The sequence below is a fragment of the Candidatus Methylacidiphilales bacterium genome (genome assembly GCA_025056655.1).
Lineage (GTDB): Bacteria > Verrucomicrobiota > Verrucomicrobiia > Methylacidiphilales > JANWVL01 > JANWVL01.
In genome coordinates this window covers 19,102-39,436 of sequence record JANWVL010000132.1, presented here as the reverse complement: position 1 = coordinate 39,436, position 20,335 = coordinate 19,102, and the positions used below count along the sequence as shown (strand labels likewise).

Below are 20,335 nucleotides of genomic sequence, written 5' to 3'. Positions count from 1 at the left end.
CCTTCGACTCATCGCTCGAAACGTCCTTTGATTCCGATCATTTTGACTCACTCCGGTAATCTTCCTAAAGACGCATGGTTACTTCGTCCAGAACAAGAGCCGCGCCCGATCATTTACCAAGGACAATCATGGACTGAAATTCTCTGCGACCTAGGAAAGCGCGAGGTGATGCATTTGATTATCGAGGGGGGACCTAAGACTTTGGCCTCAGCATTCGAAGCAGGCATAGTGAATGAGATACACTGTTACCTTGCTCCTAAAATCCTAGGGTCTGATGGAACAATTCCTCCATGGACATTTCGCGAAGTTGGATTGAACGATTTCACTCCACGATTGTATCGCCGCGTAGGGAGTGACTTCTTTTCGCTATCAATTCGGTCAAGCTTATGTTGAAAGGCGGATTAAAAAAACTTACTTGCTTCTTTCTCTAGAAAAAGGAATCTTCGCTCATGCCTTATAATTCCTGCCTTTCAGAGGCGAAACGTGTGGTTGACGCTGTCCTGGAGTCTTACTTCAAAAGCCCAGTAGATATTTTTGGCAAGGGCCATCATGAGGGGGAGACGAATTATCTCAAATTTTTAAGAGCTTCTTACATTCGCACGGTGAGTGATGTGCTGACGTTCTTCTCAAATCGTCGGGCAAGCCTGCTTGAAATTGGTTCTTACCTAGGGGTGGTCTCAATCGCGCTGCAGGAACTAGGTTACTGCATTCACTCTTGTGACATTCCTGAATTTCATAACGCGCCGAGGTTGCGCGCAGTGTATGAGCGGCGGAAGATTCCTTATTCCGGCATAAATCTTCGAAGCGCTTCTCTTCCTTATCCGGACGAAAGCTTTGATGGAGTGATCATGTGCGAGGTGATTGAGCATTTGAATTTCAATCCTATCCCGCCCCTGCTCGAAATAAACCGCACGATCAAGCCAGAAGGCTTATTATATCTTGGCACTCCTAACCTCGTGAAATTGACCAATCGGGTCCGCTTTTTGCTGGGACGTTCCATTCATCACCCCATCAGAGAATTTTTAAGCCAACTCGATCCGGAGGATAACATGATTGTGGGATTGCATTGGAGGGAATATTCTTCGGATGAGCTTCGCGAGCTTTTAGAAATCACAGGCTACAAAGTGATCCATAGATCGTTTCACGTTTATGCTGATGAGAGAAGGCAAACGCCAATTAAAAAAATCTTGGGGAGTCTGATCTATCTGTATCCACCATTTCGTCCCTTTCAGTGCGTGGTGAGTCAAAAGACGTCTCGTCCGCAATATAAGTTTTGGCTCACAGAAGCAAATCAGTAGTTGTGAAATTATTTTGGTCTTGGTAAATCTCAGGTGGCACCATAAGTTGGTTTAACGCTCGAGGTCCCATCGTCTAGCTGGTTAGGACACAGCCCTCTCAAGGCTGGCGCACGGGTTCGAATCCCGTTGGGACTGCCCTGCAAATTTAGACTTGGCGCAAAACCCAATCGCAGTTCCAGACTTCACGAGCGAGATCGGATTTTTTCTGCCATGCTGATTCAACCTCGCGAATAGAGGTTTTTTGGCGAGCTTGCACCCATACGCAAACTGAGTGAGAGGATACAGGTTCAAGGTTGATAATATCCCAAATTTGTTGATGCATACGGTCGAGTGCATCAGCCAGACGTAGAAGGCTGGCCATACGATAGACTGTTTGCTTCGACTGGGGCGAGAGCTGCGAGTAGGCAAGATCGGTGTCTTTAGGGCCGCGTTTGCGATGATAACGCGCAACAGCTGCCACTACTGGCACGTAAGGAGCAAGATCATGGTCCCAATTTGCTTCAAGGATCATGCGTTCCGAAATTTTGTGGTGTCCTTTGCCGTCGCGATCTGCAGTCTGAGCCCAGCCAATATCGTGGAGGAGAGCTGCAGCCTCGAGTATGCTTATTTCATCGGGTGCAACAGGCTGGTAGGCTCGCCAGAAATGCGCAAGCTTCACTGCGAGTTGAGCGACATGCAAAACGTGGGCTGGCTCAATTTCCCAAGTGTTCATGAGCTGAGTAGCATTGTAGAGAAGTTTTCTATGTAGCTCGGAGGTGTGCATTGCGGTAAAGGCTTGAGAGAAAAACAGCTATGTTTTTGGCAGCGTTTTATAATTGATTCATGAATTCGAAGAGTTAAGATATATTATAGACACACGGACGAGTGGCAGAGTGGTCGAATGCGGCTGACTTGAAATCAGCTTTACCCGAAAGGGTAACGTGGGTTCGAATCCTACCTCGTCCGCCATTTTAATTTGAGCTGAGTTGTTGGGAGCGCTCTTCAGCGGCACGAATGGCTTGACGGAAGATATTCTCCCAATTTTTCTCCTCCAGGACTCTGCAAGCGGCTTCTGTCGTGCCACCAGGGCTTTTTACATCCCGTGCAAGCTGTAGAGGAGGACGCTCAGGGTGCTCGCGCATCATAGCGAGAGCGCCGTGGATCGTGTGGAGAACGGCTTCTCGAGCAAGCTCTGGAGTTAATCCAAGATTCTCTGCCTCTTGAATCCAGGCATGGACAAAATGAAAGACGTATGCAGGACCACTCCCGCTCACTGCAGTGATGGCATCCAGTTTTTCCTCTTCTACTGGACGCGCGATAGAGCCAAGTCCTGCAAAGATGCGAGGCGAATTTGAGAAGATGCGATTAACAAAAATTTCGTCTTCCGGGAGGCAGTTAGAGGCTAGGGTGAAGGCTGAGAAACCTTCGCCGATGAGCAAGGGAGTGTTGGGCATCACACGGATGATTCGAGCTTGCTCCCCGAGACTGGAGGCGATGCGTCTAATGGTAACACCAGCAGCGATAGAAATGACGCGTGTGGGTTGTGTAAGACGGCCAATCACAGTCAGAACGTCGGGAATGTGTTGAGGTTTGACCGCAAGAATGATCGTGTGGACTCTTGATACCAGATCATGGATGCAATCTACACGCTGAATGTGCGAGGGAGAGGAAAGGGTATTTGCAAAATGTTGCCATGCCGCGTCGTTGGGTTCCGCGACAAGAAGGGGTTGATCAGGCAAAGCCGCGGTGATGTTTTTTGCCAAAGCTGTGCCCATTTTGCCTGCGCCGATGAGACCTATTGCCATATAAAAGAGGATGGATTAACGTTTTATTTTGCAAAGAATGTCCCGCAAAACCTGATAAGGCCACTGCGTTGCGTCGATGTCATAACGAACTTCGCGAGGATAAAAATCGAGCACGGGCTTGGATTCTTTCTCGTAAGTGGCCAGACGCTGTGCAATAATTTCATCAGAGGCATCATCGAAACGATTTTCTTTCAAGGCTCTCCGGCGTAAGCGCTCATAAATTAAATTCCGATCGGGACATACCAAATGAAATAAATAATCCACCTGAAGCATCTCCTGCAACATTTCCGCCTGGCGGATATTTCGCGGGATGCCGTCAAGCACAAGATAATCGAGGTCTGGTTTGTATCGTTCCAAAGCCACCATGTTCTTAATGAAGTTAGTCCACACCTCGATGGTGATAGCATCGGGAACCAGTTGGCCTTTGCTCGAATACTCCATGAAGATGCGTCCTGTGCGTGAGTTGAGATTCAAGGAACGGAAGACATCTCCGCATGCACTGTGAAAAAAACCGGGAATCGTTCCGATGATTTTTCCTAAGGTGCCCTTACCCGATCCGGGTGCTCCGAAAAGTAGTATAGTCTTGAATTTCATCGAGAGTCTCACCATAGTCTGCCCATGTTCAAAAGCCAACTCACAAAAGCTGCGCCCGTGCGAATATTTTTACTCATAATCCTTGCATCAATTCTTGTTATTAACACCACAGCACAGACTGTTGCGCCTGCACCTGCCGCACCGCCCCAACCCCCAACGTCCCCGTTAAACACAGCCGCCCTAGAAGCTATGCCCATCCCTACAGCAAAAGGCGAATCAAATCCCACCCTTTGGGATCTGGTCAAATCGGGTGAATGGCCAATGATTCCTCTGGCGATTGTCTCACTAATAGTCGTTTACCTAATTGTGCACTTTTTTATATCGCTTCGTAAACAATCCATAGCTACTCCCGATCTGCTTAGGAGAATAGACAACTATATTTCCAAGCAAGATCTCTCGGGACTTGCCTCTTATGTAGCGGAGCGCCCTGAGGCAGTAGCTCGCATTCTAGATGCAGTTTTAAAGTTCGCTTACAAATTTCCAAAGTGTGAAATGGCATCGATTGAGGCTATAGCAGAGACCGAAGGATCGCGAATCACTGCTCATATGACCCAACGCATAACTTATCTCTACGATTTAGGAGTGCTCGCACCTCTTCTCGGATTATTGGGCACCGTAGTCGGCATCCTACGAGCCTTCGGAAACGTAGTTGCAGCAAGCGAGTCAACTCTTCGTACAACTTACCTCGCAGGGGGCATCTCACAAGCTCTGGTAGCTACTGCAAGTGGTTTGATGGTTGGCCTAATTGCAATGGCAGCCTTTTCTTACTTTCGAGGCAGAGTCAATCACCTCACCTCCTACCTTGAAGGCACCACCACGCGCATAATTCACGGCTTGTCAGCATCGCAAAAATAACCTCCATACCTTGCCTATTCAAAAATCATGAATTTTCGACGTCGCACTCATACTGATCCCATCGGGATGCAACTTGCACCAATGATTGACGTCATCCTCTTCCTTCTGACCTTTTTTCTTCTTACATGGAATATCGCCTCCAATTACGAAGCCGATCTAAACGTCAAAGTCCCCCTTGCTAAAGAAGGCAAAGAACCAAAACGTCTGCCAGGTGAAGTGATTGTCAATATTCATCAAGACGGTAAAATTGTCTTAAACCGCCGTGAACTCTCTCTCTCCGAGCTCCGTGAGATACTTCTCGGTGTTTACCGCCAATATCCTGACCAAACCGTGATTATACGTGCCGATGAAAATACGCCTTACAAACACGTCGTCAGCGTGATTGACCTCTGCCAAGGCATCGGTCTTTGGAACATCGCTTTTCCAACGATCAAACAACCCGCCTCATAAAATAAGCGACAACATCCTTCCCCTTACATCATGCCCTGGTTGGTAAAAACCTGCCTCCTTGCTATCACAGCACTCCCCTGCTTATCCTTACCTGCTCACTCACAATCACCTCCACCCACCACACCCACATCCTCACCCCTCCAAGAAATAACTCTCCACAACCCTGCTCTCGAACAATTTGAAAAAGCCCAAAAACTCTTTCGTGAAGGACAATACCCTGCAGCCCTACAAGAATACATCGCTCTCTCGCGGCAATTTCCATCATTCTCAAAAATAGAAGAAGTCCTCTATCGCATAGCCGAATGCTACCGCCTACTGAACCGCCCTAACGACGCTCTCTCTGCCTTTAAATATTCCCTAGAAAAATACCCCGACGGCATCTACTCCATCCCCACCTACCTCCGAATAGCACAACTCCAAATCGCCACTGCCCAGACACAAGAAGCAATCAAAACCCTCATCGACCTCAGGCAGAGGCCTAATCTTCCTCCAGATACCCACCACACCACCACTCTCGCCCTTGCCCAAGCTTACCTCAAACAAAATCAGACCTCCCAAGCCCTTCCGCTCCTCGAAGAACTCATCAACATCCCCAGCCAATCCCCTTTCAAAACCGCAGCCCTAGAGGTCCTCGCAGACTACAACGAAAAACTCAACCAACCTGAAGCCGCCCTCGAAATATGGCAAAAACTCATCTCTGAGGCCCCACCAAACGACACACAAATTCTTTCCAAAGCCCATGCCCGAGCTGGCTTCCTACAATGGAAACTGAAAAACCTACCTGCTGCGCTTGCCTCCCTTCGTCAAGCATTAGACCTCGCCCCCACATCACCAGCCACCCCCCTCATCCGTGCAGCCCTGATCCAGCTCTACGCTGATCTTAACCAGCCTGCTGAGGCCATCGCCCTATACCTCCCTCACAGCCAGACTCTTCCTGAGTCCATGCTGCCAGACGTCCTAAAAAAAGTAGCCCAATCCTACATGGCCATCAATTCACCCACCGAGGCCATTTCAGTCCTTGATACTCTACTCGAAAAATTCCCCACACATCCCATCGCCCCTCAAGCCGCCTTTGAACGCATACGCGCACGATCTCAGATAAACCCAGACTCACTCGATGCCGACACCGCCGCTTTTCTACGCCAATATCCAACCTCACCCCTAGCTTACAGCGTCCGTTACCTACGCGCAGCTCATCTACAACAACAAAAAAAATATAATGAAGCCATCCCCCTTTGGGAACAACTCTCCTTACAAAAAAACAACCTCCCCCCTCAACTCTCACTCAGCAACATCCTTCTCCAACTCGGCGAAGCCTACCTCCGCACAGAACGTTACGACTCCGCCGCAACAACCCTCACCCAATACCTAGACCTCAATCCCCAACTCCCAGACCCCCTCCCCATCCTCCAACACATCGCCAACGCCTGGCAAAAAGCCAACCGATACACCCAAGCCATCAACACCTGGAAACGCATCACCTCCATCGCACCCCCTCTCTCAACCCTCCATCAGACAGCTCTCGAGCAACTTGCTGCCCTCTACTCCATTACCAAACAAGAAAACGAAAAAATCGCTACCCTCTTGACCCTCTACAACGACTACCCAAATTCCACACTCCGTCCCACCGCTGCCTTCGTCCTCGCACAAAAGGCAATCCAAGAAAAACAATACCCGCAAGCAACAAGCCTCCTCGAAGAAGCCCGCACCCTCGACCCCAAAACCTGGGACGCACGCGCCACCTACCAACTCCTCGCCCTAGCCCAAATCACCGACAACGCCGAGGCCGCAATCCAACACCTCTCCCACTACACCGAGCTCAAAAAAAATAACCCCGATCTACCCCCCATAACTCCCGCCACCTACTACTGGCTCGGCGATAAAGCCTACCAACGTAAAGACTATCCCAATGCAAAAAATTTCCTGGAACAATTCCTTGCCACCTGCACCAAAGAAGACGAAATCGCCGCCACCACATGGCAACTAGCCAAAATCAATATCGAGCTCCACTCCTGGCGCGATGCACTCACCCACCTTGAACGCTTCGCACGCCTCCGCCCCGACCAAGCTCGCACCTCCGAATACCTCCTCGCACAACTCCGCACCCTCTACCACACAGCCAACTTCGACCGAGCCGCCGCCATCGCCGAGCAAATCCTCAAACAAGAACCCGAAGGCGAATACAACCTCCAAGCTCAATACTGGCTCGCAGAAATCCACTACTCACGCCAAAACTATGCCGAAGCAGCCCGCGCCTTCGCTACACTAAGCTACCTACATTCCGACGCCACACTCACCCCTCTCATCTTATACCGCGCTGCTCAATCCTTCGAAAAAGCTGGCGATGTCAAATCCGCTGCCGAATGGCGGCTACGCTTGCGAACCCGCTACCCCGATTACCGCCCGCCCAATTCTTAACTTCGCCGAAAAATAATGCTTTTGTTTCAACATCCCTCCAGTAAATAGACCCTCTAAATATGGAACCACAAGGCTACCTCGCACTCGTCCTCCATGCCCACCTCCCATTCGTAAGACATCCCGAATACGACGAATTCCTCGAAGAAGACTGGCTCTACGAAGCCATCACCGAGACCTACATCCCTCTCATCAACATGATGGATGGCCTCCTCAACGATGGAGTCGATTTCCGCCTCACCATGTCCTTGACCCCCCCACTCTGCTCCATGCTCATGGACGGACTCTTACAAGAACGCTACATTCGCCACCTCAACAAACTCATCGAGCTCTGCTACAAAGAAATCGAGCGCACAAAACACGACCCCGCCTTCCACGAGCTCGCTTGGTTCTATAAAGACCGCCTCGAAAACTGCCGCTGGGTCTTCTGCGATAAATATCACCGCAATCTGGTCGCAGCTTTCCGCAAATTCCAAGACGCCGGCAAACTCGAAATCATCACCTGCGGCGCCACACACGGCTATCTGCCCCTCATGATGGATTATCCACAAGCCGTTCGCGCCCAAATCCTGATCGCTCGCGATCACTATCGCGAATGCTTCGGCCGCGACCCACGAGGAATCTGGCTCCCAGAATGCGCTTACGTCCCAGGCGTAGATAAGTTTCTGCAAGAGGCAAACATCCGATGGTTCATCCTCGACTCCCACGGAATCATGCTTGCTGACCCTCAACCACGCTTCGGCGTCTACGCGCCTCTTTACACCCGCACAGGTCCTGCAGCTTTCGGCCGCGACATCGAATCTTCCAAACAAGTATGGAGCGCAGAGGAGGGCTATCCCGGCGATTTCGACTATCGCGAATTTTATCGAGATGTCGGCTATGACCTCGACTATGATTACATCAAACCATACATACAATCAAACGGCCTTCGAAAATTCACCGGCCTAAAATATTATCGCATCACAGGTCGCACTCAGCACAAAGAGCCTTACCGCCCACGAGCAGCCAGAGAAAAAGCTGCCATCCACGCAGGCAACTTCATGTTTAATCGCGAAAGACAAATCGAGCACCTACATCGCACACTAGGTATCCGCCCCATAGTCGTCGCGCCTTACGATGCCGAGCTATTCGGTCACTGGTGGTTTGAAGGTCCTGATTTCCTGAATTTTCTCCTCCGTAAAGTAGCCTACGATCAAAACATTTTCAAAACCATCACCCCCTCCGAATATCTACAGAGATACCCGACACAGCAGCTCGCTCAACCTTCCGCCTCCTCGTGGGGGAATAAAGGTTACTGGGAAGTCTGGCTCGAAGGCTCAAACGACTGGATCTATCCTCACTTGCATCAAGCAGCCAAGCGCATGATCGAGCTAGCCAATCAATTCCGCGATTGCTACGGCTTGACGGAACGCGCCATGAAACAAGCAGCTCGAGAGCTGCTCCTAGCGCAGTCTTCAGACTGGGCTTTCATCATGAAGACTGGCACCATGGTCCCCTACGCCATCAAACGCACCAAAGATCACATCCTTCGATTCAACCGACTCTACGAGCAGATCAAGAATAACTCAATCGACACCGATTTTCTCAGCAACTGCGAGTGGCGCGATAATATCTTCCCAAATATCAACTGGCGTTACTACATCTAACTCGTCGCTCCACGCCCTACACCCACCCAGCCAGGCTAGAAGGCTGGCTAGATCAGACCGAGCTGCATCTTGCCGAGTTCCGACATCATACTTTGGTTCCACGGAGGATCCCAGACCAACTCCACGTTCGCCTCTACAATACCGGGGACGCTCAAAGCCCGTTTCTGAACATCCGCCGAAATCACTGGCCCCATCCCGCATCCTGGTGCTGTAAGCGTCATCTTGATCTCCGCACGGTAACGGTCTTCTCCAACCGGAAAAATCTCTGCTGAATAGACTAAGCCTAGATCCACTATGTTGACAGGGATCTCCGGGTCATAGACATTCTTCAGGGCTTTAAGCAGCGCTTCCTGTGTAGGAGGTTCAGTAGGCCCTTCCCCAGAAGAGCTTCTTTGTTCCTCTTTTGAAACTTTTAATCCCAGAGCATCAGCATCCTTTGCCTCCACACGAGCTAGTCCCCCAGAAAAGGCAAGCGTGATGGTGTCGCCGAGTCTTTGAGTAATGTATCCCTCCGTTCCAGCGGCAAGAGTAAAGGGTTCTCCTGTCGGAATACGAATCGCTGGGCAATCTCGAATAAGTTTTACTAACTCCGTAGGCATACGATTCAATCAATATCAGATTTGAGCTTATCCTCGATCATTTGAGTCAGAAAGCCAACAAGTTTCGGATCCCCGACACGGTCAAAGACGTCCTGGAAGAAGCCAAAAATAAAAAGTTTTCGAGCGACCTTTAAGGACAACCCGCGCGACAACAGATAGAAAAGTTGCTCAGGATCGATCTGTCCAGTGGTTGCGCCGTGCGTGCAACGGACTTCGTTCGCCTGAATTTCTAGTCCCGGAAGCGAATTCGCCTCTGCTTCTTCCGAAAGCAAAAGATTGCGATTGGATTGATAAGCATCGGTGTGCTGAGCCTCAGGCTCCACACGGATCATCCCAGAAAAAATCGTTCGAGATCCATCACACAAGGCATTTTTATAAAGCAAATCACTGGTGGTGTGAGCGGCTATGTGATCTTGATACGTGCGTTGATCATATTCTTGCACACCATGAGCAACCGAAAGCGACAACATATCTGAGCGCGCTCCACTGCCCACAAGACGAGATTTAGACTCCGTGCGAGCGTAGGCAGAACCCAAATTCAATATAAACGTAACAAGTGCCGCATCACGTTCGAGAAGGGAGGCATTGACGTAGTAAGATTGCGCTTTTTCACCCCAATTTTGCGTTCGTATCAGTCGCAAATTAGCTCCCGGTTTCAATATCAATTCACTCCTGCCAACACAAAGCCCACCTTGATCTCGACTTAGTCCATGGCAAAATTCAACGATCTCTCCTTGCGATTGCTCCTCCGCTATCACCAAAAGCCGCGGGAAACATGAAGCATAATCTTCTGTAAGAAAATGATGTATTTCTATCGGCTCTTCAAGAATGAGGCCGCGTGGAAAAATCACAACAGCCCCAGATTTGCCTTGTGCCTGCTGCAAATATAGGAATTTTTGGGAGCCGAGCGAGGCTCGATCATCTTCAAAACTTGATTGCACAAGATCAGGACGCTCCTTAATAGCTTCACTTAACGGCATACAAATCAGACCCTGAGACCCCACGGAGCGTGTGTAATCAATCAAGCGATCATTCAAAAAAACCAATCGAGCTGCTGCTAGGTAGGGAAGCGAAAGCTCCTCAATAAATCGCAGGCATCTCGACACATCTTCATTGCTAAACGGAACATCTAGACAGTAACTTTCCAAATTGATCTTGCGAATATCCGTAAATCGCCACTGCTCGTTTTTCATCGTTGGCATAGGGCTGGATTGATATCGCTCCCATGCTTTCTTTCTCGCACTCTCCCACCACTCAGGAGCATTTGAGTCGGGCAGAAAATCACGGATGACTTGCGGGTATATGTTGGAATCCATACTTTTGAAGAATCAGGCTCCCCAAGTTACAAGCAAACTCGTGTGACGCAAGCGGCTCGAGTAAAGTCGAATCTCTCAATCATCACACTGCACGATACAGGGCTTCAAGCTGTTTGCTTGAAGCTTCCCACACTTTTTGATGGAGAGATTGTCCGTGAGAATCTATCGTCACCGTGGCGATAAATCCCTCGACTTCAAGTTCCCAGATCGCTTCAGGAGAGCCGAATTTTTCAAGGAAATATACATTTCGCACTCTTTTAACCGTCTCGGCATAGACTTGTGCAGCTCCTCCGATAGCATGAAGATAGACGCAACCGTGTTCTCGGCAGGCTTGCACTGTGCGTTCGCCCATTCCGCCTTTGCCAATCACTGCGCGAATCCCAAAGTCCCGGATGATCTTCCATTGATACGGCTCTTCACGGCTGGAAGTCGTAGGGCCCGCTGCGATGCAGCGATAGGTGCCGTCATCTTGAGGCAGCATCACCGGGCCACAATGATAGAGAGCCGCGCCTCGCCAATCCAAACCTTCTGGGAGCTGCCCACCTTTGTAGAGGTATTTATGAACGGCGTCACGCCCTGTATAGATTACACCTGAGAGAGAGACTTGGTCTCCTACATGAAGCGCTGCTACGGCTTCTGCCGTCAACGGAGTAGTGAGGGAATGATTCATCAGTGATGTATGTTAGCTTTGCTTTGACACTTCAGCATAATGTGAGGTCATTGGTCAAGTAGACACCCACGAGATGAGACGTATGGCTGCCGCGCTTGGACTCGAACCAAGAACACCCTGATCCAGAGTCAGGTGTGCTACCAATTGCACCACACGGCAGTGAGACAATAGAAAAATACGTTGGTTTCGGATTTGGTCAAGATTCCGAAAAGGGAAGATCAAAAAATCAACCCGACACCTCAAAATAAACCGCCTTCCGGCAAGGCTGTATCTCGCACAGCTTGTTGTCTCCTTTGTTTAGGAGAATCATCTGCCGACGCTGTTGTCGCAGGCAGCTCTTTAGTGGCTATTTTATCCTTGGAAAATTCCCCGGATGGTTCAGAGGCAGACGATTCAGCCAAGAGCAATTGAGCTTCCGAGAGGCGTTCGCGTCGATTGGGAGGGCGAGGTCTAGCTCCAAGGACGTTCACAGAGCCGTCTTTTAATTTAACTAGCGATGGAGAGAAATCTCCAACACTTTGATACTCATCACGGTTTAGAATTGCTCCGACAGGAGAAGCGACTGTATAGCGATGAAGACCTCTGCCAATGACGTGGAGTATGTGCAAGCGGCCTTGTTCATCAAAAGCAGTCCGGGGAGCTGTGAAATCCACAATCTCACCGATCGGATGAGTGACGTAAACCACGTTTTCTTTTTCATCTTCGACACGGAGATAAAGGCCGGTCGCCTCCATGTTATAGTTGAAACGGATAAGGGAATACGTGCGCTCTGAGCCTTCCACAGGCCGTTTTTCTTTCCATATGGTGTGTCCATTAGCTATGGAAAATTCGATTGGTTGAGTGACGAATTCGACGCCTCCGACGGACACAACAGCCTTCAAACGATACGAGCCTGTGTCGCGTATGGCATAAAGTGGGGTGATATTAACTCTAAAAGTGCGCGTCTCTCCAGCAGCTAATTCGACGGGAGAAAACTCAAAACTTTGATCTGGACGGACCGAAGAGTTGTCAGGACGGAGAATGATAAATGAAAGCCACGGCCGCAACCCGCTGCCATCGAGGACTAAATCGTAGCCTGCTTTGTTAGTGACGCTTACTTCAGCGTGGATTGGCTCGTAGAGAAGGAAGAGTGTGCGCTCGAGTCGAGCAGCGAGTTCAATTTGTGCGAAGGCGGTCTGAGTCGCACCTAAAAAAATCAGGATTGCAAAATTAAATAATGCTGAACCGTGACGCATCTTATTATCAAGCTAATCACCAAGGGAAGGCAGACAAGCGCCATTTTCCACTTGTCTTCATGCAATGCCAAGAATCGAAATGACAAGGCGACGGCGGTGAGGAGTATCACGATGTTCAAAAAGAAAAATTCCTTGCCATGTGCCAAGGGCAAGTCGCTGATTCACTATCGGGATGGCCTCAGAAGTGCGCGTGAGAGCCATTTTAAGATGGCTGGTAGCATCATCAGGGCCTTCTAAGTCGTGTTGATAGTGACCACGATCCGGCACGAGCTGGTCCATGAATGCATGTAGGTCGCAGCGAGCTGTAGGGTCTGCGTTTTCGTAGATCACCAGGCTTGCGCTAGTATGTTGGACGAAGATCACACATTGACCCTCCCTGACCTTTGAAGCAGCGCAATGCCGCCGCACTGTATCTGTGATTTCATATGTGCCGCGCCCCTGGGTTGCGACCTCGATCATCTCAGCATAATGAACCCAAGCCATAGCCCTAGTATTCAGAGCGCGTGAAGAGGAGAGACCCCCAGCCGAGCACAAACATCAAGCCTCCTATCGGCGTGATCGCACCCAGCCACTTCCATCCCGTTATCGCAAGTAAGTAGAGGCTTCCGCTGAAAATAAGCACCCCCAGAAAGAAAGCTACACGCGCAACGCGAGCTCGAAATTTTCCCTGCATGCCAATCGTTAAGAGCGCTACTGCATGGATAAGGTGATATAACACGGCTGTCTCCCAGTAATGGAGTGTGCCGAGTTGGGTAAGATGCGATCGCAAACCGTGAGCCCCCCATGCACCTAATATCACCCCCAGAAAACCTAAAACACCAGCCAGACGTGTGGTCATAGACTGAGTTTAAGATTCTTTAACCCACTCAAAGACGCGTCGTTTGTATGCGTAAAGAAAAGCGATCAACAGGATAATTATAAAACTGATCATACCCCAAAGAACTCCTAGCCCTTGTAAAACCGCTTCTCGGTAAATGAGCCCCCAGGTCAAAATGAAAACCGTCTCAATATCAAAAAGAATAAAGAGCATCGCGATCATGTAGAATTTAACGGAAAATCGCGGATTGGTGACTCCGATGGCTGGTTTCCCGCATTCGTAGGGGGTATCTTTGAGGGGGCTTCTTCGGCCTTTTTGGCCTATGAGGACTGAGGTGATCAAAGCCCCAGCCGCAAAGATGACCGCAATCACTACTTGGAGAAAAATCGGCAGATAATTTTCAAGCTGCATAAAATTGGAATATATGAATTAATCTGGCTTGCGGAGCAATTATTTTATCGCTGCATCTGCAACTACCTCCAGAGAAGTTGCTTTATCTTGCTGCGTAACCCATCCTCCACCGATGACAAGGTCGTCACGAAAAAAGACGGCGGCCTGTCCTGGAGCGATTCCAGACTGTGGCTCGTCGAAGACCAAACGCGCTTGGTTGTCGGGCAACTGATGAACTCGCGCACGGACGGGCGGTGCATTGTGGCGAAGTTTCACCTCTAAGTTCTCATCAGGCGATGGAGGTGATTGTAGCCAGTTGACTCGCTGCAAAAGACAATCTTGGCGCATTAAATCTGACTCCGGGCCGACTATGATTCGATGCTGCTCGGCATCAATATGAATGACGTAAAGGGGTTGTCCTTGTCCACCCGGCAAGCCTCGACGCTGGCCGATGGTATAGTTTTCGATACCGGTGTGTTCACCTAAATAACGACCATCTCGATGATAAATGCCGCCAGTTTTGAATTGTAAATGATGGGTCTGGTAATGGCTTTTGAGGAAGGCCAGGTAGTCATTATTCGGCACAAAGCAAATTTCCTGGCTCTCCTCTTTGTCGTAAACTTTTAGACCAAGCGATTGGGCAATCTCACGGACTTCGTTTTTATTGAGGTGGCCAATAGGAAAGAGAATCTTCCGGAGCTGGTCTGGAGACAGACTAAAAAGAAAGTAAGACTGGTCTTTGCGGCGATCGATGGCACGACGGAGAACGGAAGGGCGACCGTCATTGAAGTGCTCCACTCGTGCGTAGTGTCCGGTGGCGATATATTCTGCCCCTAGAGAGGCCGCAGTCGTCCGCAGCTTGCCGAATTTAAGTTTTTCATTACAGAGCACGCACGGAATCGGTGTGCGTCCTTGGCGATATTCTTCGGTAAAATAATCAATCACCATCCTCGAAAAGCTCTCAGCTTCATCGAGAACATAATGAGGAATGTCCAAGGCATGAGCCACCATTCGCGCGTCAGCGACCGCTTGTGGACCGCAGCATTTATCTTCAGCTCGGGTAAGACAATCCTGCGGCCATATTTTTAGCGTGATGCCGATCACATCATAGCCTGCCTTCTTTAGCAAATAAGCGGCCACAGAGGAATCCACACCGCCAGACATGCCAAGAAGAACACGAGGTTTTGATGAGACGCTCATACCGTAGATTTATCGGTCGCTTTCTCGGCCGCGCAGACCACATTGGCCATCAACATGGCAATAGTCATTGGACCCACGCCTCCGGGATTAGGTGTTATGGCAGAACACAGCGGTGCAACATTCTCAAAATCCACATCGCCGACAAGGCGATAACCTCGAGGCGAAGAGGAGTCGGGTTGGCGGTTTACCCCCACATCTATGACCACGGCCCCCGGCGAAACAAAATCTTTCGTCACAAAATGAGCTCGTCCCAATGCAGCAATGATAATTTCAGATTGACGACAATGCTCATCAATACTTCGACTGCCCGAGTGAAGTAAAGTCACTGTCGCGTCGATGCCTTTCTGCATCAGAATTGCAGCCATAGGTTTCCCCACAATCGCTCCACGCCCGATAATAGCCACTCTTCGGCCTGCTGTAGAGATTCCGTTGCGAACCAATAGCTCATAGATCCCGGCAGGCGTGCAGGGCCGAAACCCCGTAGGGTCTCCTAAAAGAAGTTTTCCCATATTGATCGGGTGAAAACCATCTACGTCCTTATGAGGTGCCACACTTGCAAAGATTCTGGTAGATCGGATTGGAGGAGGCAACGGCGCTTGAACGAGGATGCCATGCACGGTCGAGTCAGCATTGAGCTCACCGATCAACCCCACTAAAGCCTCCTCAGAGGTATCCTGAGGCAATACCACTGTATCACTTTGGATACCCAAAAGAGCTGCCTTTTTATTCTTCATTTCAACGTAAACGATGGATGCAGGATCATCGCCAACACGTATGAAAACCAGGCGAGGGACAACATGACGTGCGCGAAGTTTCGCTAGGCGCACTGCTAATTCAGCCTCAACCTCGGAGGCAACCCTCCGCCCATCTAAAATCAAAGGTAAACCCATGCTCTGAGAGGGCTTAAAGTTATGAATATCGAGTATCTTTCCCAGGCTCCATCTCAAAATTCATTTGCCATGACCTAATCACATATGGATCGAGGATCTGTCGCGTAAACTGCGCATAAACTGCGCTCTCTTTAAAGAGACGAAGCTTGTCCATGTTCTCTACGTCGAACGCATAAAACAGTTGAAAATTGTTGTCCGAACCATCGATCCGCTTACCAACCTTAAGATTATTCACATCCGAAACCTTTAAAAGACGTATGCGCAACTCTACCATGAGCTTCTCAATCATCTCAGCAGTGAGGTTTGTCCGGGTTTCCAGTAAGCTTATATGGTGAACCATAGCTCAGACGCCTCACACGCTGCCTTGCTACCAATAAAAGTCAAGAATCCAGCGTGATCTGACGCGCTATCGAGACACTGCTCAATCATCACATCATCGATCCAAACCAAGTTTAAATATTTACCTAACATCCAATCTAACCTCTTTTGCACGTGCATCACCAGATCCATGTAGCGAATCCCACCTAACCTCACCTCATGAGCTCACTTTCAATTTACCCATATTCAGTTCTTCCAAATTTGCACCTTCACCAAACTCGCTCCTCAAAATGTCGGCAGAAAAATTAAAAAAATAACTTTACTCCTTCCCAATACACATGCCAATCTGGACTCAACCTCCCAACCATGCGTCAACTTTTACTTCTCCTCCTGATTCCTTTTTCCACCAATCTTCATGCCGTTATAACGTTCGGCGACCCTACGAATAACGCTATGCCCCCCACAAACGGTGCCCCATGGAACTACATAGGCCAGGTCAACGGCTCATCCGCTATCTATCTCGGCAACAGCTGGGCACTGACCGCCTTCCACGTCGGCCCCGGCAATCTCATCTTAGGAGGCACCACTTACACCTACACAGGCACCTCACACCGGCTCACCACACTCAGCCCCAACGACGCTGACATGATCCTCTTCCAAATCAACGGAGACCCAGGGCTTACACCTTTACCGCTAAACTCCACACCCCCATCACCAGGCTCCCAGGTCACAATGATCGGCTTCGGATTTGATCAAGGTTCCCTCATCCAATGGGACGCCGGTTGGGTCACCATCCCCCCAAGCACCAACCCAGTCGCTTTTCAAGGCTACCCATGGCTCCCCACCACCTCCAAAAAATGGGGCTACGGAAATATCGTTCAATACTTTCCCACCCCTATCGATGCAGGCAATGGCCCAAATTGGTCGTTTAACACCACTTTTCTACTTTCCGAAGACTACGGACAAGGTGCAGCTCACGATTCAGGCGGAGGGGTATTCTACTACAACGGCACCGAATGGGAACTCGTCGGCATGATGTTCGCTGTCACCGCCCACACAGGTCAACCAGTCAACACTTCCGTAAATGGCAACCAGACCATCCACGCCACCATCGCAGCCTACAAACCTGAAATCCTCTCCGTCACAAACATCCCCGAACCCTCGACCTATGCACTCTTGATCCTAGGCGCAGCCTCCTGTCTTTGGTTCTCACGCAGTAAAAAACGGCTTTCCACTTAGAAACAAATCTCACTCCCCCTTGCATCCCCTTGCTGCACTACTCCTTTACCTCTTCCTAGTCCTCTTTTCGGCAGCACTGGCAGCCCCATTTCTCTACCACGCTCTTAACGAATTTCTCACCTACCCCTTCCACCGATACGTCAACCGTGCTTACCTCATCGCTGCAATTCTCTGGCTCCCGCTGCTAGTTACCTTGCTCAAAATCCCTTCTGCAGAAACAATCGGATGGAAACCCTCCTCTCAACCCCTAACAAAAATCCTCATCGCTCTCTTTGCCGGCTTAATCTCAACCACAGCCACCATCCTCATCCACACCGCCCTCGGCTGGCACATCCCAAACGAACATTTCTACACCCTCACCCCCCTCCTAGCAGGCCTTCTACCCGCAATCCTCGTCGCCCCCGTTGAAGAAATCCTCTTCCGCGGCTTTGCCCAATACGCCTTCTGCCGTGCCCTTTCCACATCGCCAGCCCTCCTCCTTACATCCATTTCTTTTGCCACCCTCCATTTCATCAAAGTCCCCCCTTGGCCTTCAGACGCCCCCGTCACAACCTTAAGCGGCCTTCAAGCCCTCTCTGAAGCTGCCTACCGCGCTGCCTTTACCTGCTTTACCGAACCTCGCGGCCTCGGCCTCCTAATCGCCGGCCTTTGTCTCTCATGGTTACGTCACACAAGCGACTCCCTCTGGCTCCCTATCGGCCTCCATGCTGCCTGGATCCTTGGACAAAAAGCTACCATGCGCGCCTTTCATCCCACCCCCGATTGCCCCCCATGGTGCGAAAACCTAATCTCCAGCCCGATCGCATGGCTAGCAATGGTCTTGACTACAACCTTCCTCTGCCGCGCCCACACCAATCCCAAGCCCCAAACTCATACCACCAAACCATCTTAAGACGTGCCCACCCTAGCCTCCCTCATCCCTCCCATACTCATAAGCTTCATCGAAACAACCATCCGCGACACCCTAGACCTACTTTTCCCTCCGACAGACACTTCAACGTTTGACCTCATCCCCATCCATCGTCCATTCTGCCACCGCTGCGCTGCACCCATATTTACTCCCATTCATCCAGATAATCCCATTCCCATCCCCTCCTGCCGCAACTGCGCCGACTTCATCCGATACCTCGACTGGGCGCGCGCCCCCTATCAAGAAAAAGGCACCGTCCGCCAAGCCATCATCCAATACAAATACCAAAACGTCCACACCTGGCTCCCTCACCTCATCTCCTGGATCGAAGAGGCTTACCGCCAATTCGCTGCGCATCTTCCCTGGGATGGCGTCGTCCCCGTGCCCCTCCACCCCATACGAAAAGCAGACCGCACATTCAACCAATCCGAAGACCTCGCCTTAGCCCTTTCCAAACACCACCAGCTCCCATACCTCCCCTGCCTCCAACGCATCATCCACACCCCCAAGCAATCCCTCCTCACCCGCTCCGAACGCCTCCAAAACCTCAACCAAGCCCTCATCCTCAATCCAAAGTTTGACGTCCACGGCCTCAGCCTGCTAATCATAGACGATGTGCTCACCACTGGTGCCACAGCCGAAGCCTGCGCCCATATCCTCAAAAAACACGGCGCTCGATTCGTCGCAGCCCTCACCATCGCCCGTGCATAAATGCGTGCCAAACTTTCCACCCCTGACGTCACCACTCCTTTGAGCCTATGATCCCAAGCGACCAACCCCCCACCGCCCCACCCCCCACCCCCACCAATCCAGAAGCCGACACCATGCCCGAAATGCCTGCCATCCCCGCCGGCACCAAAAAAACCGACATCCCCAAAGGCCTCTGGACCAAATGCCCCTCATGCAAAGAAGTCCTATACACCAAAGAACTCGAAGACAACCAAATGGTCTGTAAACATTGCGGTCATCACTTCGCCATCTCCGCACCTCAACGCCTCCGCTTCCTCCTCGACGAAGGTTCCTGGCAAGAATACGACCCCGACATGACCTCCGTCGACATCCTCGACTTCAAAGGCACCAAATCCTACACCTCCCGCCTCCGCGAATACAAAAAGAAAACCGGCCTCAAAGACGCTGCCCTCTATGGCACAGGCAAAATCGAAAAAATCCCCATCGTCCTCGCCATCATGGACTTCAACTTCCTCGGCGGCAGCATGGGCTCCGTCGTCGGTGAAAAAATCACCCGCGCCATCGAGCTCGCCACCGAAAAACGTCTCCCCCTCATCATCATCTCTGCCTCCGGCGGCGCCCGCATGTATGAAGGCATGTTCAGCCTCATGCAAATGGCCAAAACCTCCGCCGCCCTCGCCCGCCACGCCGAAAAACGCCTCCCCTACATCTCCATCCTCACCAACCCCACCATGGCCGGCGTCATGGCCTCCTTCGCCTCCCTCGGCGACCTCATCCTCGCCGAGCCCAAAGCCATGATCGGCTTCGCAGGCGCCAGAGTCATCAAAGAAACCACCCACCAAGAACTCCCCAAAGGATTTCAGACCGCCGAATTCCTCCTCGACCGCGGCCTCATCGACCGCATCATCCACCGCCACCAAATGCGCGCCGAGCTCGCTCAACTCCTCCGCTACCTCGACCGCTAAACCCTCCGCCATCTGCCCTCCAGCCTCCTCACTCTCCCTACACACCTTCGGAGA

The 20,335-nt window shown here is 50.7% G+C and carries 23 protein-coding genes and 3 tRNA genes; 12 read left to right on the top strand and 14 right to left on the bottom strand.

Annotated features, from left to right (window positions below):
• The 3 genes from NZM04_08565 to NZM04_08555 all read left to right on the top strand — a co-directional run.
• Positions 1–393 (top strand): dihydrofolate reductase family protein (locus NZM04_08565; GenBank protein MCS7064073.1); only part of this gene is annotated, 393 nt, incomplete at its 5' end.
• Between the two features lie 56 nt (positions 394–449).
• Complete coding sequence (locus tag NZM04_08560; GenBank protein MCS7064072.1) at positions 450–1,298, top strand: class I SAM-dependent methyltransferase; 849 nt, start codon at positions 450–452, stop codon at positions 1,296–1,298.
• A 62-nt stretch (positions 1,299–1,360) separates the two neighbouring features.
• A tRNA-Glu gene (locus NZM04_08555) sits at positions 1,361–1,433 on the top strand.
• A gap of 10 nt (positions 1,434–1,443) precedes the next feature.
• On the opposite strand, the gene NZM04_08550 is transcribed toward NZM04_08555, so the two are convergent.
• Entirely contained in the window at positions 1,444–2,010 is a 567-nt protein-coding gene (locus tag NZM04_08550; GenBank protein ID MCS7064071.1) for an HD domain-containing protein, read from the bottom strand.
• 146 nt (positions 2,011–2,156) lie between these two features.
• Between NZM04_08550 and NZM04_08545 the strand changes: the two genes are divergently transcribed.
• Positions 2,157–2,246, top strand: a tRNA-Ser gene (locus NZM04_08545).
• 2 nt (positions 2,247–2,248) lie between these two features.
• Here the strand turns inward: NZM04_08545 and proC are convergent.
• Positions 2,249–3,082 carry a pyrroline-5-carboxylate reductase gene (gene proC / locus NZM04_08540; protein ID MCS7064070.1) on the bottom strand — a complete coding sequence of 278 codons (834 nt, stop codon included), beginning with the start codon at positions 3,080–3,082 and terminating at the stop codon, positions 2,249–2,251.
• A gap of 15 nt (positions 3,083–3,097) precedes the next feature.
• Positions 3,098–3,691, bottom strand: a complete 594-nt coding sequence (locus tag NZM04_08535; protein MCS7064069.1) for a nucleoside monophosphate kinase — start codon at positions 3,689–3,691, stop codon at positions 3,098–3,100.
• 42 nt (positions 3,692–3,733) lie between these two features.
• Here NZM04_08535 and NZM04_08530 point away from each other — a divergent pair, with 42 nt between their 5' ends.
• Genes NZM04_08530 through NZM04_08515 form a run of 4 tightly spaced genes read left to right on the top strand, consistent with a single transcriptional unit; the run spans position 3,734 to position 9,042 of the window.
• Positions 3,734–4,531 carry a MotA/TolQ/ExbB proton channel family protein gene (locus NZM04_08530; GenBank protein MCS7064068.1) on the top strand — a complete coding sequence of 266 codons (798 nt, stop codon included), beginning with the start codon at positions 3,734–3,736 and terminating at the stop codon, positions 4,529–4,531.
• Positions 4,532–4,558: 27 nt separating this feature from the next.
• Positions 4,559–4,981, top strand: coding sequence for a biopolymer transporter ExbD (locus NZM04_08525; GenBank protein ID MCS7064067.1), 423 nt, complete (start codon positions 4,559–4,561; stop codon positions 4,979–4,981).
• A 30-nt stretch (positions 4,982–5,011) separates the two neighbouring features.
• Positions 5,012–7,399, top strand: coding sequence for a tetratricopeptide repeat protein (locus NZM04_08520; protein MCS7064066.1), 2,388 nt, complete (start codon positions 5,012–5,014; stop codon positions 7,397–7,399).
• Between the two features lie 59 nt (positions 7,400–7,458).
• Entirely contained in the window at positions 7,459–9,042 is a 1,584-nt protein-coding gene (locus tag NZM04_08515; protein MCS7064065.1) for a DUF1957 domain-containing protein, read from the top strand.
• Between the two features lie 47 nt (positions 9,043–9,089).
• Here the strand turns inward: NZM04_08515 and sufT are convergent, their stop codons facing one another.
• The 11 genes from sufT to NZM04_08460 form a co-directional block, all read right to left on the bottom strand.
• On the bottom strand, positions 9,090–9,641 hold the full coding sequence (gene sufT / locus NZM04_08510; GenBank protein ID MCS7064064.1) for a putative Fe-S cluster assembly protein SufT: 552 nt from the start codon (positions 9,639–9,641) through the stop codon (positions 9,090–9,092).
• Positions 9,642–9,646: 5 nt separating this feature from the next.
• Positions 9,647–10,957, bottom strand: coding sequence for a Fe-S cluster assembly protein SufD (gene sufD / locus NZM04_08505; GenBank protein ID MCS7064063.1), 1,311 nt, complete (start codon positions 10,955–10,957; stop codon positions 9,647–9,649).
• An 82-nt stretch (positions 10,958–11,039) separates the two neighbouring features.
• Complete coding sequence (locus NZM04_08500; GenBank protein ID MCS7064062.1) at positions 11,040–11,627, bottom strand: fumarate hydratase C-terminal domain-containing protein; 588 nt, start codon at positions 11,625–11,627, stop codon at positions 11,040–11,042.
• 83 nt (positions 11,628–11,710) lie between these two features.
• Positions 11,711–11,786 (bottom strand) — tRNA-Gln (locus tag NZM04_08495).
• A gap of 80 nt (positions 11,787–11,866) precedes the next feature.
• A complete protein-coding gene (locus NZM04_08490) occupies positions 11,867–12,862 on the bottom strand; it encodes a hypothetical protein (protein MCS7064061.1) in 996 nt (331 codons plus the stop codon).
• Positions 12,863–12,919: 57 nt separating this feature from the next.
• Entirely contained in the window at positions 12,920–13,345 is a 426-nt protein-coding gene (locus NZM04_08485; protein MCS7064060.1) for a secondary thiamine-phosphate synthase enzyme YjbQ, read from the bottom strand.
• A 4-nt stretch (positions 13,346–13,349) separates the two neighbouring features.
• Positions 13,350–13,700 (bottom strand): DUF423 domain-containing protein, encoded by a 351-nt coding sequence (locus NZM04_08480; protein MCS7064059.1) that lies wholly within the window; start codon positions 13,698–13,700, stop codon positions 13,350–13,352.
• A gap of 9 nt (positions 13,701–13,709) precedes the next feature.
• Positions 13,710–14,090 carry an NADH-quinone oxidoreductase subunit A gene (locus NZM04_08475; GenBank protein ID MCS7064058.1) on the bottom strand — a complete coding sequence of 127 codons (381 nt, stop codon included), beginning with the start codon at positions 14,088–14,090 and terminating at the stop codon, positions 13,710–13,712.
• Positions 14,091–14,129: 39 nt separating this feature from the next.
• Complete coding sequence (gene mnmA / locus NZM04_08470; GenBank protein MCS7064057.1) at positions 14,130–15,269, bottom strand: tRNA 2-thiouridine(34) synthase MnmA; 1,140 nt, start codon at positions 15,267–15,269, stop codon at positions 14,130–14,132.
• On the bottom strand, positions 15,266–16,159 hold the full coding sequence (locus NZM04_08465; GenBank protein ID MCS7064056.1) for a bifunctional 5,10-methylenetetrahydrofolate dehydrogenase/5,10-methenyltetrahydrofolate cyclohydrolase: 894 nt from the start codon (positions 16,157–16,159) through the stop codon (positions 15,266–15,268). The genes mnmA and NZM04_08465 overlap by 4 nt, the downstream gene beginning before the upstream one ends.
• A gap of 19 nt (positions 16,160–16,178) precedes the next feature.
• Complete coding sequence (locus tag NZM04_08460) at positions 16,179–16,499, bottom strand: hypothetical protein (protein MCS7064055.1); 321 nt, start codon at positions 16,497–16,499, stop codon at positions 16,179–16,181.
• A 344-nt stretch (positions 16,500–16,843) separates the two neighbouring features.
• Between NZM04_08460 and NZM04_08455 the strand changes: the two genes are divergently transcribed.
• The 4 genes from NZM04_08455 to accD all read left to right on the top strand — a co-directional run bounded on the left by NZM04_08455 (position 16,844) and on the right by accD (position 20,281).
• Entirely contained in the window at positions 16,844–17,716 is an 873-nt protein-coding gene (locus tag NZM04_08455; GenBank protein ID MCS7064054.1) for a PEP-CTERM sorting domain-containing protein, read from the top strand.
• 19 nt (positions 17,717–17,735) lie between these two features.
• Complete coding sequence (locus tag NZM04_08450; GenBank protein MCS7064053.1) at positions 17,736–18,608, top strand: CPBP family intramembrane metalloprotease; 873 nt, start codon at positions 17,736–17,738, stop codon at positions 18,606–18,608.
• 3 nt (positions 18,609–18,611) lie between these two features.
• Entirely contained in the window at positions 18,612–19,337 is a 726-nt protein-coding gene (locus NZM04_08445; GenBank protein MCS7064052.1) for a ComF family protein, read from the top strand.
• 113 nt (positions 19,338–19,450) lie between these two features.
• Complete coding sequence (gene accD / locus NZM04_08440; GenBank protein MCS7064051.1) at positions 19,451–20,281, top strand: acetyl-CoA carboxylase, carboxyltransferase subunit beta; 831 nt, start codon at positions 19,451–19,453, stop codon at positions 20,279–20,281.
• Positions 20,282–20,335: the final 54 nt, after the last annotated feature.

Coding starts and splice junctions, on each gene's coding strand:
- NZM04_08475 (MCS7064058.1), bottom strand. CDS start 14,090: ATGCAGCTTGAAAATTATCTGCCGATTTTTCTCCAAGTAGTGATTGCG.
- NZM04_08465 (MCS7064056.1), bottom strand. CDS start 16,159: ATGGGTTTACCTTTGATTTTAGATGGGCGGAGGGTTGCCTCCGAGGTT.
- NZM04_08500 (MCS7064062.1), bottom strand. CDS start 11,627: ATGAATCATTCCCTCACTACTCCGTTGACGGCAGAAGCCGTAGCAGCG.
- NZM04_08550 (MCS7064071.1), bottom strand. CDS start 2,010: ATGAACACTTGGGAAATTGAGCCAGCCCACGTTTTGCATGTCGCTCAA.
- NZM04_08490 (MCS7064061.1), bottom strand. CDS start 12,862: ATGCGTCACGGTTCAGCATTATTTAATTTTGCAATCCTGATTTTTTTA.
- proC (MCS7064070.1), bottom strand. CDS start 3,082: ATGGCAATAGGTCTCATCGGCGCAGGCAAAATGGGCACAGCTTTGGCA.
- sufT (MCS7064064.1), bottom strand. CDS start 9,641: ATGCCTACGGAGTTAGTAAAACTTATTCGAGATTGCCCAGCGATTCGT.
- sufD (MCS7064063.1), bottom strand. CDS start 10,957: ATGGATTCCAACATATACCCGCAAGTCATCCGTGATTTTCTGCCCGAC.
- NZM04_08515 (MCS7064065.1), top strand. CDS start 7,459: ATGGAACCACAAGGCTACCTCGCACTCGTCCTCCATGCCCACCTCCCA.
- NZM04_08535 (MCS7064069.1), bottom strand. CDS start 3,691: ATGGTGAGACTCTCGATGAAATTCAAGACTATACTACTTTTCGGAGCA.
- NZM04_08485 (MCS7064060.1), bottom strand. CDS start 13,345: ATGGCTTGGGTTCATTATGCTGAGATGATCGAGGTCGCAACCCAGGGG.
- accD (MCS7064051.1), top strand. CDS start 19,451: ATGCCCGAAATGCCTGCCATCCCCGCCGGCACCAAAAAAACCGACATC.
- NZM04_08560 (MCS7064072.1), top strand. CDS start 450: ATGCCTTATAATTCCTGCCTTTCAGAGGCGAAACGTGTGGTTGACGCT.
- NZM04_08455 (MCS7064054.1), top strand. CDS start 16,844: ATGCGTCAACTTTTACTTCTCCTCCTGATTCCTTTTTCCACCAATCTT.
- mnmA (MCS7064057.1), bottom strand. CDS start 15,269: ATGAGCGTCTCATCAAAACCTCGTGTTCTTCTTGGCATGTCTGGCGGT.
- NZM04_08520 (MCS7064066.1), top strand. CDS start 5,012: ATGCCCTGGTTGGTAAAAACCTGCCTCCTTGCTATCACAGCACTCCCC.
- NZM04_08460 (MCS7064055.1), bottom strand. CDS start 16,499: ATGGTTCACCATATAAGCTTACTGGAAACCCGGACAAACCTCACTGCT.
- NZM04_08480 (MCS7064059.1), bottom strand. CDS start 13,700: ATGACCACACGTCTGGCTGGTGTTTTAGGTTTTCTGGGGGTGATATTA.
- NZM04_08525 (MCS7064067.1), top strand. CDS start 4,559: ATGAATTTTCGACGTCGCACTCATACTGATCCCATCGGGATGCAACTT.